We start from the raw sequence: 14,947 nt of genomic DNA on the forward strand, positions 1-14,947 counted from the left end.
TCGATTTGCGGGTTCTGCAACGAATCAGACACGCGTACACTCTCCCGAAAAAGCACTCTGTAAAAGCTACGAATTAGCGTTAAAGAGCGTGCAAGCGTGACCCGCTTAAAGCAGATACTTTGTGTTAAGGTCCCAGTCCCATGGCTATCAAAGAAGGCATTCGCACCGGCGGCCGCAGTGCCCGGGTGCAGACATCAATCCACGCTGCGGTACGCGACTTGCTGCAGGAGCAGGAACGTTCTGCCCTCAGCGTGCCGATGATCGCCGCCCGTGCCGGGGTCACGCCGTCGACCATTTACCGGCGTTGGGGCGACCTCACCTCGCTGCTGGCCGATGCAGCCGTTGAACGCCTGCGCCCCGATGAGCCCGTGGACTGCGGCGGTCTGCGCCAGGATTTACGCACGTGGGTGGAGGTTTATCTGGAAGAGATGAACTCGGCGCCTGCTCGCGAGATGATGCGCGACGTGGTCGCCAGCAGTGCCACCCTGTGCTCGGGCAAATGCCTGGACATCGTTCGCGATCAGCTACAGATCATCATCGACCGGGCGCAACAGCGCGGCGAACGCAGCCCCTCGGCGGACGAACTGGTGGACGCGGTCGTCGCGCCCATGATCTACCGGATTCTCTACGCCGAGTCGGCTCCTACGCTCGATCGTGTGCATCAATTGCTCGACCGTTGCCTGGTTTAGCACCAGACGCCTGAACGGGTTATGATGGCGGGCCTTGGATCACGGGCCTCCTTTCCCCATGCACACTCTCGCAGACCTGCGCGCTGGCAAGCTGGCGGGCAGCAAACGGCTGGACCTCAGCTGCGGCCTGACGGCATTTCCCGAAGCGATTTTCGACCTCAGCGATTCGCTGCAAGTGCTGAATCTGTCCGACAACCAGTTGAGCGACCTGCCCACCGACCTGCATCGGCTCAAGCACCTGAAGATCCTCTTCTGCTCCAACAACCTGTTCACCCGCTTACCCAAAGCGCTGGGCCAGTGCGAGCAGCTGTTCTTCATCGGTTTCAAAGCCTGCCATATCGTTGAAATACCCCCCGAGTCGCTGCCGCCACGGCTGCGCTCGCTGGTGCTGACGGATAACCACATCGAGTCGCTGCCGGACGAACTGGGCAACTGTACGTATCTACAAAAGCTGATGCTGGCCGGCAACCGTCTGCAGCATCTGCCAGCCTCCCTTGCAGCGTGCCATCGACTGGAACTGGTGCGCATCGCGTCGAATGACATCCGCCGATTACCGCAGTGGCTGCTACAGATGCCTGCCTTGGCCTGGCTGGCGTTCGCTGGCAATCCGCTTAACGATATCCACACCGAAGAGCCGATCCGGCAGATTCCCTGGTCGGAATTGACGTTGCACCAGATGCTCGGCGAAGGCGCATCCGGGGTTATCCAACGGGCCGAATGGGTGGACAATTGCGGCTTGAGCGAAGACGTCGCAGTCAAACTCTACAAGGGTGAGCTGACCAGTGACGGTTCCCCACTGGATGAGATGGCGGCCTGCATCGCCGCAGGTCGACACTCGAATCTGATTCCGGTCGAGGGCAAGGTGTTCGGTCACCCACAGAACGTCAGAGGCCTGGTGATGCAACTGATCTCGCCGCGTTTTATCACCCTTGCCCGTCCGCCAAGCCTGGAATCCTGCACCCGCGATGTTTACAACGGCACACGTCTGAGCCTGGACACCGCTCTGCGCATCGCGGCAGGTATAGCCTCGGCCTGCCGCCACCTGCACGCCCGTGGTATCAACCACGGCGACCTCTACGCGCATAACATCCTGTGGGAAGAGAACGGCGAGAGCCTGCTTGGGGATTTCGGCGCTGCCGCGTTTTACCCGGATGCAGAAACCGGGCGCACGCTCGAACGTATCGAAGTGCGGGCTTTCGGAATTCTGCTGGGAGAATTGCTAGCGTGTTGTGACGCCGCTGATGACGCGATTGCGCGGTGGCGGACGCTGGAGCAGCAGTGCGTGCAGCCGGCAGTCACAAACCGCCCCAGCTTTACAGCGATAGAACAGGCGCTGACAGCCCATGAGGCGACGTGTACCCGGCCTGATAACGGGTAAGTGTTTTCGCAAAATCCTGGCATCGCGCAGCAAATATGGTGAGCACATTCATTGCGCAACGCTTTCCAATGAGAGACAGGCCCCGACGGTACATCGTCAGTGCCTGCCGCTTTTTTCTCGCGATTGATTCCGTTCACAGCCATCGATCCAAGAGCGGCCAGCCCTAAGCAGGCTCTTCTCTGGATGTGAGCCGCGCCACAGAAAGGTGTCTTACCCGGCCAGCCCTACGTACACGTTCTGCACATCATCGTGGCTGTCGATGGCCTCAAGGAAGACTTCGACTTCTGACATTTGCTCGTCGCTGAGGCCCGAGACCGGGTTTTTCGGGCGGTAGCCGAGCTTGGCCGATTCAACGGTAAAACCCTGCTCCGGCAATGCCTTGCACACAGCGTCCAGGTCAGTGGTTTCGGTATAGAACAGGGTCACGCCCTCTTCACCTTCTTCGACATCTTGAGCGCCCGATTCAATGGCCGCCTCTTCAGGGTCGGTTTTACCGTCGCCTGCCGCTTCAATCATGCCCAGATGATCGAAGTCCCAGGTGATCGAGCCGGCGGCACCCATTTGCCCCTTGCGAAACAACACACGAATCTCGGCGACGGTACGGTTGACGTTGTCGGTCAGGCACTCGACGATCACTGGCACCTTGTGCGGTGCGAAACCCTCGTAAGTGACGAAATGGTAGTTGACCTGCTCACCCAGCAGGCCGGCGCCTTTCTTGATTGCCCGTTCCAGGGTCTCACGCGGCATCGACGCCTTCTTTGCCTGCTCGACCACCAGACGCAGACGCGAGTTCATGTCGGGGTCAGCGCCGGAACGCGCGGCAATCATGATTTCCTTGGACAGCTTGCCGAAAATCTTGCCCTTGGCGTTGGCTGCTGCTTCTTTGTGTTTGACCTTCCACTGTGCGCCCATGATTGCTCTCTTGTTCCGATGGCGATAAACCGTCCATGGCGATCCGGCGTGGCGCGTCGGACCGAGGACGATAAATGCTGAAAAGGGTGACACGCCCGGACAGACCCCGGACGTGCGGCGCATTTTATACGCGCTGGCGGCAGAAGAAACCCCCGCCGTGGTGCTGTCGATCAAAGGATGGGTAATAAGTTTCGCGGAAATCGCCTACGCGATGCTTAGGATAGATGAGCGCTTTTTGTAGTCCGCTTCCGAAAATTCAGAACTGGCCCCTTTGCGCTGTAGCTTTTCGTACCCTCTGCGCCTCGAAAATTCATGGTGCCTCAGCAGATGCGCGACTCGCAGGTGACAATGACCTTGGCCATCGCCAATAACCCCAGCGATTGGCTGGTGATCGGTGTCAACGGTCGCGACCGGCTCAATGCGCCGTTCTGTTACGACATCGACCTGGTCAGCCCGGCGCCGAACCTGGATTGCACTTCGCTGCTATTGCGCGATGCCTGGCTGCAAATGGGTGGGGAGACAGCCCGGATGCACGGGTTGCATGGACAGATTCATCAAGCCCGGCGACTCTATCAAGGTCCCGGCCTGAGCCTCTATCGCCTGCGTTTGATGCCCGCCTTGCAAAGACTGGCAGGCCCGGTCCGGCGCCGCGCATTCAACGGGCAAAGCGTGCCGCAGATTATTACCCTGCTGCTGCATGCCCACGGACTGGACCACGACGCGATGCGCTTCGATCACCTGCTCGGTGTCTACCCGCCACGCAAGCATTGCTTGCAGTATGACGAGAGCGATCTGCACTTCTTATCTCGCCTCTGTGAAGAAGAAGGCATCAGCTTTCGCTTCGAGCATCACCTGCACCGTCACATTGTGGTGTTTTCCGACGATCCCATGGGGTTTGCGCAATGGCTGGAACCGGTCAGCGTCGATCACCTGGCCGAACAACTGTCCGTCCGCACCAGCTACAGCAGCCACGCGAGTGAGCAGTATGTCAGGCCTCCCTGTACGCCAGACCCGGACGGCTACCAGGCTGATCAGCAGCCGCGACGCGCGCCGTTGCTTGCGGCCGCCGCTTGCGGTCAGCAGCAGCTCAGTGCACGTCAACTCGAGCGGCTGCGTTGCGAACGTCGGGAAATCATGGGCCGCAGTCGACTGCCGTGGCTACGCGGCGGGCTGGTGGTGCAGGTCGGAGGGCATCCTGATACGTTTTTCAACGACCACTGGCTCCTGACCGACGTATGTCATTGCGCCTGGCACTTGGCGCCACTGCGCGGCTGCGTATCCAGGGAGGTGATTCGGATCCTGCAGGTCATGGCGTCAGCGGACACATCCGGCGAAGGGGGCGCCAGCCTCTTGCACCCCAGAAGTGGCCTGGGTCGGCCCTCGCTGGCCGGCTATGAGAAAAGCTTTCGCGTGTTGCCTTGGGCCATGCCCTATCGCCCCGCGCTTGAGCATCCCAAGCCGGTAGTCGTGGTGAGCGATGTGGCGATACAGGTCGATGAGCAGACCGACGCTTCGGGACGTGTGCGAATTCGGTATGACTGGCAGCCAGCATCGCTAGCTGGCAGCGCGGACGATAGCTGGGCAGCGGTAACCAGCGGGCTTGCCAGGCAAGCGGCTGGAACGACGCTGCAGATCGGATTTTTCGAGGGGGATCCCGATCAGCCGCTGGTCTGCGCGGTGCTGCCCCCAGGCCCTGACCACTCCAGATCGTCCGGCGCATCAGGCAACGGTAAGCAATTATGCATCGATAGCATCAGGCCGGTGACCCTGACCAGTGCGCGCGCCACTTTGCGCGTCACCGAACAGGGGGTGCATTTCACTGCGCATGAAACGGAGAAATGAACCGCCCGGCGTGTCCGCTTGCGGTCAGCGGTGTTTGAAGTCTGGCTCGCGTTTTTCGATGAAGGCCGTCATGCCTTCTTTCTGGTCTTCGCTGGCGAACGCCGCATGGAACACCCGACGCTCGAAGCGAATGCCTTCGGACAGACTGACTTCAAAAGCCCGATTGACGCTCTCCTTGACCGCCATGGCTGCCGCAAGTGACTTGGTGGCAATGGCTTGCGCGACCTTCAAGGCTTCGTCGAGCAGTTGTTCCTGAGGCACGATGCGCGCCACCAGACCCGAGCGTTCAGCTTCGACCGCATCGATCATTCGCCCGGTCAGGCACATTTCCATGGCCTTGGCCTTGCCAACGGCCCGGGTCAGACGCTGGGTGCCGCCCATGCCTGGCAGTACGCCAAGCTTGATTTCCGGTTGCCCGAATTTGGCGTTATCAGCGGCCAGAATGAAGTCGCACATCAGCGCCAGCTCGCAGCCCCCGCCCAACGCAAACCCCGCCACCGCAGCGATGATCGGTTTGCGACGATTGGCGACCCGATCGCTGTCACTAAACAGGTCATCCAGATAAATCTGTGGGTAGGTCAGCCCGACCATTTCCTTGATATCGGCGCCCGCAGCGAATGCTTTGGCCGAGCCAGTCAGAACGACACAGCCAATTCCACGGTCACTCTCCAGCTCGTCAAGGGCATGATTAAGCTCGCTGATCAGCTGGGCATTCAAGGCATTGAGGGCCTCGGGTCTGTTCAGCGTAATCAACGCGACCCGACCTCTGACTTCTTTAAGGATTGTGCTGTAAGCCATTGTTATTAATCCGAAATTCAATTGGTTAGTAAGCGAATACAATTCATAAAAAACTTTAGATATTAGTCCTAACTTATTGATTTATGAACTAATAAACCTCCAATGCCAACGCAGTCGCCTCTCCGCCACCAATGCAGATCGCCGCCACGCCGCGATGTAACCCCCGCTGCCTGAGCGCTGCAATCAAGGTGACGAGAATCCTCGCTCCAGAAGCACCTATAGGGTGCCCCAGGGCGCAGGCTCCGCCGTTGACGTTGACCTTTTCATGGGGCAGCTCCAATTTGCTCATGGTCACCAGCGCGACCACTGCGAATGCCTCGTTGATCTCAAACAGGTCGACATCGTCCAGAGACCAGCCGGTGCGGCGCATCAGCTTCTCGATGGCACCGATGGGGGCTGTGGGAAACAGTCCAGGGTGGTTGGCGTAAGCAGCATGACCCCGAATGACGGCCAGTGGTATGAGGCCTTGCCGCTCGGCTTGGGACTGACGCATCAGGAGCAGTGCTGCGGCGCCGTCGGAAATCGAACTGGAGTTGGCTGCCGTGATCGTCCCCCCGTCGCGAAACGCCGGTTTGAGCAGGGGAATCTTGTCCGGCCTGGCTTTAGGCGGCTGCTCGTCCCGGGAGATGATCTTTTGCTCCTTACCCGAGGTGACCTGCAGCGCAACAACTTCGGAGTCGAACCGGCCCTGCGCCATGGCCTCTTGGGCGCGGGTCAAAGAGGTTATAGCGAAAGCGTCCTGCGCCTCGCGACTGAAACCTTCCAGCGACGCGCAATCCTCAGCGAAGGTTCCCATCAGGCGACCGCGCTCGTAGGCGTCTTCCAACCCGTCGAAGAACATGTGATCAATGATCTTTGCGTGACCCATACGGTAACCGCTGCGGGCCCTGTCCAGCAGATAAGGTGCGTTGGACATGCTCTCCATGCCCCCCGCTACGACCACATCGGCGCTGCCAGCCAGCAACAGGTCGTGGCCCATGATCGCTGCCTGCATCCCGGAGCCGCACATCTTGTTCAGTGTCGTGCACAGCGTGCCTTCGCCCAGGCCAGCGCCCAAAGCCGCCTGACGCGCCGGGGCTTGACCCAGGCCTGCGGGCAGCACGCAACCCAACAACACCTGCTCGACATCGGCAGCTGCCAGGCCAGCGCGCTCGACCGCAGCGCGAATGGCCGCCGCGCCGAGCTGAGGTGCGGTCAGGCTCGCCAGATCACCTTGAAAACCACCCATGGGCGTGCGCACGGCACTGACGATCACCACAGGATCTTCGATGGGTGACTGGCTTTGATTCAGTGACATTGTCGAATCTCCTCGGTTAGCGGGCAGCCATGCGCAGGGCGCCGTCAAGACGGATCACTTCGCCGTTGAGCATGCTGTTTTCAATGATGTGGCGCACCAGTGCAGCGTATTCATCGGGTTTGCCAAGCCGTGGAGGAAATGGCACGCCCGCTGACAGGCTTTCCCGCACCTGCGGGGTCATACCGGCCATCATCGGCGTTTCGAATATGCCAGGGGCGATGGTCATGACCCGGATACCGAACCGCGCCAGCTCGCGAGCGGCAGGCAAGGTCAGGCTGGCAATCGCGCCCTTGGAGGCGGCATATGCGGCCTGGCCGATCTGGCCATCATAGGCGGCGACGGACGCGGTATTGACAATAACGCCACGTTCCCCGCCCTCATCGGCGGGGCCCTCGGCAATCGCCGCAGCGGCCAGGCGCAGGAGGTTGAAACTGCCGATCAGGTTGACGTTGATGACCTGGCTGAAGCTGTCCAGCGGATGAGGGCCTTCTTTGCCGAGGATCTTCTGCGCGCCGACGATGCCGGCGCAGTTGATCAGCCCGTTGACTTGCCCGAACGCCGTCAAGGCCTCGTCAACGGCGGCCTGGGCGGCTGTTTCGACCGTGATATCGGTCACACTGGCCCGCGCATTGCCACCCAGTCGGGCGACCTGAATGTCGAGGGCCTGAGCGTTGACATCCACCAGCATCACCTTGGCGCCCGCCTCGATCAGCATCTGCGCGGTGGCTGCCCCCAGACCGGATGCACCGCCACTGACCAGAAACACCTTGCCTGCGATCTGCATGATTGTGTCGTCCTTAGACTTTTATTGTGGGAGTGACGAAATACTCCGCCCTGGCGCTGCAATGGGCAATAGTCAAAGCATGCAACCGCGGTGGAGGTTTTAGACAGTGCCCACACAGCGTGCGCAGCGGTGGCGCAAACAGTTGATCCGATGCCAGCCCGATAAAATTCGCTTCCGCAGAAGCTGCTCCAGGCGCCCATCCGTCACGCCTTGCGCTGCAACACCGCCTCACCCGCTTGTGCCGACAGGCGCCGGTTATCCAGCAATGCCAGCAAGGCAATCAGTGCCACCCAAATGAAGGTCAGCTGGAAATCGCTGGTGTGCGCCTGACCTTCGTTGCCATGCAAGTACATCGAGCCGCGCAGGAGTAAGGCAGCGATGGCTACGCCCAGCCCCATGCTGAGCTGGAAAAACATGCTAAACATGGTCGATGCATGGCTCATCTGCGGTTTGGGTACATCGGCGAAACCCAGCGTGTTGAATGCCGTGAATTGCATCGAGCGCGACAGGCCGCCAATGAACAGAATCAGCAGGATCATCGGCCAGCCCATCTGTTCATCGAGCAAGGCGCAGGCGGCGATGGCCGCGACTCCGATCAAGCCGTTGCCCATCAGCACCGTACGAAAACCCCAGCGTTTCATGACGAAACCGGTAAAGGGTTTCATCGCCAGATTGCCAGCGAACACGCCCAATACCAGCAGGCCGGCGTCGAATGCCGACAGCCCGAAGCCCAGCTGAAACATCAGCGGCAGCAAGAACGGCAAGGTGCTGATGGCAATGCGAAACACCGACCCGCCGCAAAGGCTGACACTGAACGTGCGAATACCGATCACGCTGACGTTCATCAACGGCTCGGCGCGCCTGCGCATGTGTGCCCAGGCCAGACCTGCGCTGAGCAGCCCGGTCCCGGTGACCAGCAGTCCCGGCCAGTAACTCTGCCGCCCCTGCCCCAGCATTTCCATGCCGTAGAGCAACGCCGTGCAGGCCACGCCCAGCAGCACGAAACCCGGGAAATCGAACGCTCGTTGGTTGAGCTCATTGCGACGCGGAATCAGCACCCATGTGGCAATCAGCGCCAGCACCCCCAGGGGCAGGTTCAGATAGAAGATCCACGGCCAGGATGCGTGGGTGACGATGAAACCGCCCAACGGGGGGCCGAGCACGGGTGCCACGAGTCCCGGCCAGGTAATCAGCGAAATGGCTCGTACCAGATCCTTTTTCTCGGTCGCACGCATGACCGCCAACCTTCCAACCGGGACCATCATGGCCCCGCTCACACCTTGCAACACGCGTGCGACGACAAAGCCTTCGAGGCTGGAACTCATACCGCACAGCAAGGATGAGAGCGTGAACAGCACGATGGCGCCGCCGAACACCAGCCGTGAACCCAGGCGGTCCGCCAGCCAGCCGCTGATAGGGATGAACGCCGCAATCGCCAGCATATAGGCGCTCATGCCGATATTCAGGTCCACCGCGGTCACGCCAAAGGTTCTAGCCATTTCCGGCAGCGCAGTGGCGATCACCGTCGCATCCAGGTTTTCCATGAAGAACGTGACCGCAACCAGCAAGGCGATCAGCGTTGATTGGCGTTGCGACATCGGCAGGTTCCTTGAGGTGGCGGTGAAGGCAGCGCTCTATCGTAGCGGGTTCAGGTTGTTACGCGCAGAGCGAAATCCCCTCAGCGAGGTGCTGGCCCTGCAAATGGGCGATTAACGAACGGATTACACCACCCAGCGTGCTCCAGCCGCCTCTTCATAATTAACTATCTGGTACATTTTCACTCATGCCTGATTCTGTTCCTGCAATTGAATAACAAGAGCCCTTTACCATGACCTCAAATATCCGGAAACCTTCAATCCTCGCTGGCCTTATCGGCGCCGGTATCCAGGCTTCGCGCACTCCCTCGCTGCACGAGCATGAAGGCGACGCTCAGGGGATGCGCTACCTGTACCGTCTGATTGATCTGGACGCACAGAAACTCGATATCACTGCCCTGCCCGCAGTGCTCGCCGGTGCCCAGCACTGCGGCTTCACCGGGCTGAACATCACCTTCCCGTGCAAGCAGGCCGTCATCCCATTGCTTGACGAGCTGTCGGATGAAGCGCGCAGCATTGGCGCGGTCAACACGGTTGTCTTCAGGGATGGCAAGCGCATTGGCCATAACACCGACTGCCTGGGCTTTGCCGAAGGTTTCAGACGCGGACTCAATGAAGCGGCACGCCAACGCGTGGTGCAGATGGGAGCAGGCGGTGCCGGAGCGGCCGTCGCTCATGCGCTGTTAAGCGAAGGCGTCGAGCAGTTGAGCATTTTCGAAGTTGAGCCCGCCCGGGCGCAAAGTCTGGTGGACAACCTCAACGCGCATTTCGGCGACGGGCGCGCGCGGGTGGGGCTGGATTTGTCCGGCACGATGGCCGCGGCTGACGGGCTGGTCAACACCACGCCGGTGGGCATGACCAAATTGCCCGGCACGCCCCTACCCCCAGAGCTGCTGCGGGCGCAGATGTGGGTTGCGGAGATCATTTACTTCCCCTTGCAGACCGAACTGCTGGCTCACGCCCGCCGGTTGGGTTGCCGAACGCTGGACGGCAGCACGATGGCAGTATTCCAGGCCGTCAAGGCATTCGAGCTGTTCACCGGCCAGCAAGCCGATGCGGCGCGGATGCAGGCGTTTTTCGCTTCGATGGACGCCTGATCGCCATCAAGGCAGCAGGTAGCGCGTCACCGACTCGCAGATCATCGCTTTGTGCCGCGTCTTCACCTGCGGCTCCTCGAGTTCGATCTGGAAGATTTCCGAAAAGGTATGCCGGTTGGAGACGCGATAAAAGCAGAATGAACTGATCAGCATGTGCAGGTCGATGGCCTGCACACCGGAGCGGAACGCCCCTTCCTTTTCTCCACGGCGCAACGTCTCATCCAGCGCGTGTAACACGTGTTGGCTGAGCGTACGAATGGTGGGTAACTGCTTGACGTTTTCACCGTTGTGGATGTTCTCGATGCAGACAATGCGCACGAAGTCGACATTGCGATCGTGGTGATCGAAGGTGAACTCCACCAGACGCCGGATGGCAGCCATGGGCTCCAGCACATCAAGCTTCAGGCCACTTTCGGTATGGCGGATGTCGCCATACAACTTCTCCAGCACTTCGCTGTACAGCTGCTCCTTGCTGTTGAAGTAGTAATAGATCATCCGCTTGGAGGTTTGCGTGCGCTCGGCAATGGCATCGACTCTGGCGCCTGACAAGCCCTGAGAGACGAATTCGGCGACGGCCGCCTGAAGGATGCCCTCGCGGGTTTTTTCCGGATTGTTCTTGCGGCCCTTGCGCGGCGCCTCTACAGGCGCCTCGACCAGGGTGTCGTCGACAGTTTTCATGCTTGGCTCACGACCACGGTGGAATCGCCGGATTATGAGCCGCGGTGCGGGCTTACGGAAGTGGCCCGTTTCAGCATGGCGTCAGTCGGTCAGAGGCGAGCCTGGCGGCCACCCCCTTTTCGCGACTTGGCCATCGCTGCCAGACGCACCGCCACGTTAGCCGCGCCGTAGCCGGTGTAACCGTTCTTGCGTTGCAGAATTTCGAAGAAGAATCGCTCGTCAAATGCCTCGGTGTAGACGTGAAACAGCTCTCCGCCGTCAGCGTCGCGGTCATACAACACGTTGTAATAGGCCAGCTCACTGAGAAACTCGTCGTCGAAATCGAAGCGCGCCGCCAGATCGTCGTAATAGTTGAGGGGAATATCCAGCAACTGGACGCCAGCCTTTTTCGCGCGTGCGACCTGAGTGAAAATGTCCTCGCAGGAGAAGGCAATGTGATGAACACCTGAGCCGTGATAACTCGATAGCGCGTGGGAAATCGCCGTGTTGCGGTTTTCCGAGATGTTCAGCGGCAAGCGCACGGAGCTGCAGCGGCTACGCAACGCCCGACTTTTCACCAGACCGTATGGGTCGGGCAACACCACTTCGTCGTCGGCCTCGAAATCCAGCAGGCTCTTGTAGAACAGCACCCAGCTGTCGAGGCTGTCGGCGGGCAGCGCCATGGCCATGTGGTCGATGCGCTGCAGACCCGCGCCGACAGGCGTGTCGCTGGTGATGTTGAAGTCACTGTCGTAGATAGACTCGCCTGGCAGTGCAGGCTCGACCAGATAAATCAGGCTGCCATCCGGTGCACGAACAGCAGGAATCTCCCGCTCGTTGGGCCCGACCAGGCCACGATAAGGCTGGCCTTTGTACTGACAGGCGCGCTCGAGCGCTGCGCTGCCGTTGTTGACGCGCAATGCCGTGGCGCACAGCGACGGGCCGTGGGATTCAAAAAAGTTGTGGGCAAACGAATACGGTTCGCTGTTGAGCACGATCTTGATGTCGCCCTGCGCCAGCAAGCTCACGGCCTTGGAACAATGCTGGCCAAGCTTGACGAAACCCAGGCTTTGCAGCCACCCGCAGAGGCGTGCGCTGTGCGCGTCGTCTACTGCGAACTCGAGAAACTCGACGCCATCGTAGGTACTGGCCGCAGGCGGGCTGAACAGCAACTCTGGTTTAACTGCCTGGGCGTCTTCGGCCAAACGCTCACGGGTCTTCTCTTCCAGGTACAGCAGCGAGCGCAAGCCATCTGCGGCGTTGGCCCGCGGCGGCGCGGCGCGGAAGCCGTCGTTGAAGATTTCCAGCGACAGCGGGCCGGTATAGCCGCTGCGCAGGATAGGCGCGAGAAAGCCGGGCAGGTCAAATTCGCCTTGGCCCGGGAAGCAGCGAAAATGGCGGCTCCATTCCGACACTTCCATGTCCAGCAGAGGCGCATCGGCCATTTGCACGAAGAAGATCTTGTGGCCGGGGATTTCGGCGATTGCAGTGGGATCGCCTTTGAGTGACAGGGTATGAAAACTGTCCAGCAGTACGCCCAGCGCCGGGTGATCGATCTGGCGCACCAGATTCCAGACCTGCTGCCACGTTTTCACATGCCGGCCCCACGCCAGGCCCTCATAGCCGATTCGCAGTTGCCGGGCACCTGCGCGCTCAGCCAGCAGCGTCAGATCATCCAGCAGAATGCTCTGCTCACCCAGCGAGTCGCTGGCGCTGTTGCTGCACACCAGCATCAGATCGGCACCCAGCTCCTGCATCAGGTCGAATTTGCGCTCGGCGCGGTCGATGTTGCGTTGCAGACGGTCACGGCGGCAGCCTTCAAAATCGCGGAAAGGCTGAAACAGGGTGATGGCGATGCCCAGATCAGCACACATTTGCCGTATGTGACGCGGGCTGCCGTCGTAGTACAGCAAATCATTTTCAAACATCTCGACGCCGTCGAAACCGGCTGCGGCGATGGCTTCGAGCTTTTCCGGCAGGGTTCCGCTCAAGGAAACGGTGGCAATTGAACGCTGCATCTTGTAACTCCCTATTGAATGCACCTGACGGGCCGTTGTCTGCTGCCGCTCAGGTGTTAATCCGATTATTCTCCCGGTAATCTTTCACCGCAAATTAAATGTACGGACTGGTTAGTTTTATGTTCGATAATCGCCCAAAAGCGCTATCTGTGAATTGACGCTCATGCAGACGACGCCCAACATCGTCCGCACATTGTCGGACAAGGTGCGTTTTCAACGTCAGCGGCAGTTCCAGGCAGTCCTGAACATTGGGCACCGCGATCCACAGAAAAACCATAACAATTCCAAGACAGGTTAAATGCTCATGCGCTCATACCCTGCTTCGCCTGCGCCAGTCACAGCCGCCTCCGTGCACCCTCACGCCGGGATCGGCGAAAAAATCCGCAACGCCCTTGCGGTGGGCAAGACCCGCTGGGGCATGCTGGCTTTGGTGTTCTGCGCCACGGCCCTGAACTACATAGACCGCGCCGCCCTGGGCGTGATGCAACCTATCCTGGCCAAACAAATGAGCTGGACGGCCATGGATTACGCCAATATCAACTTCTGGTTTCAGGTTGGCTACGCCATCGGCTTCCTGCTGCAAGGACGGTTCATCGACCGCGTCGGGGTTAAGCGGGCGTTCTTTCTGGCCGTACTGTTGTGGAGCTTCGCCACGGGCGCTCGTGGCCTGGCGACCTCGGCAGCAGGGTTCATGGTTTGCCGGTTCATTCTCGGCATGACTGAAGCAGCCAACTATCCGGCGTGTGTGAAAACCACGCGGTTGTGGTTTCCGGCCGGAGAGCGTGCGGTTGCTACCGGGATCTTCAATGCCGGAACCAACGTCGGTGCAATGGTTACACCCGCGCTGCTGCCGTTGATCCTGACGGTGTGGGGCTGGCAGGCGGCGTTCATCTGCATGGGGTCGCTGGGCTTGCTCTGGGTGATCATCTGGCGCCTGAAGTACTTCAACCCTGAAGAGCATCCGACCGTGCGGCAAAGCGAGCTGGATTACATCAATCAGGCGAGTGAGCCTGAGCCTGCGCCGGCCAAGGTTGCGCTCTCAATCATCCTGAAAATGCGCGGCACCTGGGCTTTCGCCATCGCGTACGCCCTCACGGCGCCGGTGTTCTGGTTCTACCTCTATTGGTTGCCGCCGTTTCTCAACCAGCAATACAGCCTGGGGATCAGCGTCACACAGATGGGCATTCCGCTGATGCTGATCTGGTTGACGGCCGACTTCGGCAGCATCGGCGGCGGTATTCTCTCGTCGTGGCTGATTGGCCGTGGCATGCGCCCCACCACCTCAAGGCTGGTTTCGATGCTGATCTTCGCCCTGACGATTATCAGTGTGGTCATCGCCGCCAATACCAGCGGTCTTTGGATAGCGGTCGGTGCCATCGCGCTGGCAGTCGGGGCCCACCAGGCCTGGACCGCCAACATCTGGAGTCTGGTGATGGATTACACGCCCAAGCACATGATGAGCACCGTGTTCGGCTTCGGCGGCATGTGCGCAGCCATCGGCGGGATGTTCATGACGCAGATGGTCGGTGCGGTGTTGACCGCTACCCACAACAACTACAACGTGATGTTCACCCTGATACCAGCGATGTACTTCATTGCCCTGCTGTGGCTGTACTTCATGGCCCCACGGGAAGTTGAGACGGCAGGCTGACCGGGTGGGCATGAGTGATACATGGGGCGCCTGACACTGCGCGTTCGCTGCCTTCGTAACCTCCAGCGTCTCCTACGGGAGGTGTGCACCCGCCATAAGCAGTGTGCCCCCACTGTACGAATTCATTCGAGAACGATGTTTCAGACGATGAGGCTGTGTCGGTTCCCCCAGGCCGTACTGCACCACGCTGGTCACTGGCGATGGTTGCAACCACCCGGGAAATTGATGG

At 60.1% G+C, this 14,947-nt stretch carries 12 protein-coding genes; 5 read left to right on the forward strand and 7 right to left on the reverse strand.

Annotation, left to right across the window (positions count from 1 at the left end; genetic code table 11):
- Nucleotides 1-140: 140 nt before the first annotated feature.
- Together EC915_RS04165 and EC915_RS04170 are read left to right on the forward strand one after the other, a co-directional pair.
- The gene (locus tag EC915_RS04165) at nt 141-689 is read left to right on the forward strand and encodes a TetR/AcrR family transcriptional regulator (protein WP_133749235.1); all 549 of its coding nucleotides are present in this window, start codon (nt 141-143) and stop codon (nt 687-689) included.
- 58 nt (nt 690-747) lie between these two features.
- Nucleotides 748-2,067, forward strand: coding sequence for a leucine-rich repeat-containing protein kinase family protein (locus tag EC915_RS04170; RefSeq protein ID WP_133749236.1), 1,320 nt, complete (start codon nt 748-750; stop codon nt 2,065-2,067).
- 210 nt (nt 2,068-2,277) lie between these two features.
- Here the strand turns inward: EC915_RS04170 and EC915_RS04175 are convergent, their stop codons facing one another.
- On the reverse strand, nt 2,278-2,979 hold the full coding sequence (locus tag EC915_RS04175; protein WP_133749237.1) for a YebC/PmpR family DNA-binding transcriptional regulator: 702 nt from the start codon (nt 2,977-2,979) through the stop codon (nt 2,278-2,280).
- Nucleotides 2,980-3,306: 327 nt separating this feature from the next.
- Between EC915_RS04175 and EC915_RS04180 the strand changes: the two genes are divergently transcribed.
- The gene (locus tag EC915_RS04180) at nt 3,307-4,821 is read left to right on the forward strand and encodes a type VI secretion system Vgr family protein (RefSeq protein WP_166650907.1); all 1,515 of its coding nucleotides are present in this window, start codon (nt 3,307-3,309) and stop codon (nt 4,819-4,821) included.
- Between the two features lie 24 nt (nt 4,822-4,845).
- Here EC915_RS04180 and EC915_RS04185 read toward each other — a convergent pair whose 3' ends face one another.
- The 4 genes from EC915_RS04185 to EC915_RS04200 form a co-directional block, all read right to left on the reverse strand.
- Nucleotides 4,846-5,619 (reverse strand): enoyl-CoA hydratase, encoded by a 774-nt coding sequence (locus EC915_RS04185; RefSeq protein WP_133749239.1) that lies wholly within the window; start codon nt 5,617-5,619, stop codon nt 4,846-4,848.
- Nucleotides 5,620-5,707: 88 nt separating this feature from the next.
- Nucleotides 5,708-6,916 carry an acetyl-CoA C-acyltransferase gene (locus tag EC915_RS04190; RefSeq protein ID WP_133749240.1) on the reverse strand — a complete coding sequence of 403 codons (1,209 nt, stop codon included), beginning with the start codon at nt 6,914-6,916 and terminating at the stop codon, nt 5,708-5,710.
- A gap of 16 nt (nt 6,917-6,932) precedes the next feature.
- Nucleotides 6,933-7,700, reverse strand: coding sequence for an SDR family NAD(P)-dependent oxidoreductase (locus tag EC915_RS04195; RefSeq protein ID WP_133749241.1), 768 nt, complete (start codon nt 7,698-7,700; stop codon nt 6,933-6,935).
- 203 nt (nt 7,701-7,903) lie between these two features.
- Nucleotides 7,904-9,298 carry a DHA2 family efflux MFS transporter permease subunit gene (locus EC915_RS04200; RefSeq protein ID WP_133749242.1) on the reverse strand — a complete coding sequence of 465 codons (1,395 nt, stop codon included), beginning with the start codon at nt 9,296-9,298 and terminating at the stop codon, nt 7,904-7,906.
- A 230-nt stretch (nt 9,299-9,528) separates the two neighbouring features.
- On the opposite strand from EC915_RS04200, the gene EC915_RS04205 reads away from it, so the two are divergent.
- The gene (locus EC915_RS04205) at nt 9,529-10,392 is read left to right on the forward strand and encodes a shikimate dehydrogenase (RefSeq protein WP_133749243.1); all 864 of its coding nucleotides are present in this window, start codon (nt 9,529-9,531) and stop codon (nt 10,390-10,392) included.
- Nucleotides 10,393-10,398: 6 nt separating this feature from the next.
- Here EC915_RS04205 and EC915_RS04210 read toward each other — a convergent pair whose 3' ends face one another.
- Nucleotides 10,399-11,070, reverse strand: coding sequence for a TetR/AcrR family transcriptional regulator (locus EC915_RS04210; RefSeq protein WP_133749244.1), 672 nt, complete (start codon nt 11,068-11,070; stop codon nt 10,399-10,401).
- 89 nt (nt 11,071-11,159) lie between these two features.
- Nucleotides 11,160-13,067: a 3-dehydroshikimate dehydratase QuiC gene (gene quiC, locus EC915_RS04215; protein WP_133749245.1), complete on the reverse strand. Its 1,908-nt coding sequence runs from the start codon at nt 13,065-13,067 to the stop codon at nt 11,160-11,162.
- A gap of 304 nt (nt 13,068-13,371) precedes the next feature.
- On the opposite strand from quiC, the gene EC915_RS04220 reads away from it, so the two are divergent.
- Entirely contained in the window at nt 13,372-14,718 is a 1,347-nt protein-coding gene (locus EC915_RS04220) for an MFS transporter (RefSeq protein ID WP_133749246.1), read from the forward strand.
- Nucleotides 14,719-14,947 lie beyond the last annotated feature (229 nt).

Origin of the sequence: Pseudomonas sp. LP_7_YM (genome assembly GCF_004364435.1) — a bacterium.
Lineage (GTDB): Bacteria > Pseudomonadota > Gammaproteobacteria > Pseudomonadales > Pseudomonadaceae > Aquipseudomonas.

Bases quoted from the DNA above. Each gene is read 5' to 3' on its own strand.
- EC915_RS04165 (WP_133749235.1), top strand. From the start codon at position 141: ATGGCTATCAAAGAAGGCATTCGCACCGGCGGCCGCAGTGCCCGGGTG.
- EC915_RS04170 (WP_133749236.1), top strand. From the start codon at position 748: ATGCACACTCTCGCAGACCTGCGCGCTGGCAAGCTGGCGGGCAGCAAA.
- EC915_RS04175 (WP_133749237.1), bottom strand. From the start codon at position 2,979: ATGGGCGCACAGTGGAAGGTCAAACACAAAGAAGCAGCAGCCAACGCC.
- EC915_RS04180 (WP_166650907.1), top strand. From the start codon at position 3,307: ATGCGCGACTCGCAGGTGACAATGACCTTGGCCATCGCCAATAACCCC.
- EC915_RS04185 (WP_133749239.1), bottom strand. From the start codon at position 5,619: ATGGCTTACAGCACAATCCTTAAAGAAGTCAGAGGTCGGGTCGCGTTG.
- EC915_RS04190 (WP_133749240.1), bottom strand. From the start codon at position 6,916: ATGTCACTGAATCAAAGCCAGTCACCCATCGAAGATCCTGTGGTGATC.
- EC915_RS04195 (WP_133749241.1), bottom strand. From the start codon at position 7,700: ATGCAGATCGCAGGCAAGGTGTTTCTGGTCAGTGGCGGTGCATCCGGT.
- EC915_RS04200 (WP_133749242.1), bottom strand. From the start codon at position 9,298: ATGTCGCAACGCCAATCAACGCTGATCGCCTTGCTGGTTGCGGTCACG.
- EC915_RS04205 (WP_133749243.1), top strand. From the start codon at position 9,529: ATGACCTCAAATATCCGGAAACCTTCAATCCTCGCTGGCCTTATCGGC.
- EC915_RS04210 (WP_133749244.1), bottom strand. From the start codon at position 11,070: ATGAAAACTGTCGACGACACCCTGGTCGAGGCGCCTGTAGAGGCGCCG.
- quiC (WP_133749245.1), bottom strand. From the start codon at position 13,067: ATGCAGCGTTCAATTGCCACCGTTTCCTTGAGCGGAACCCTGCCGGAA.
- EC915_RS04220 (WP_133749246.1), top strand. From the start codon at position 13,372: ATGCGCTCATACCCTGCTTCGCCTGCGCCAGTCACAGCCGCCTCCGTG.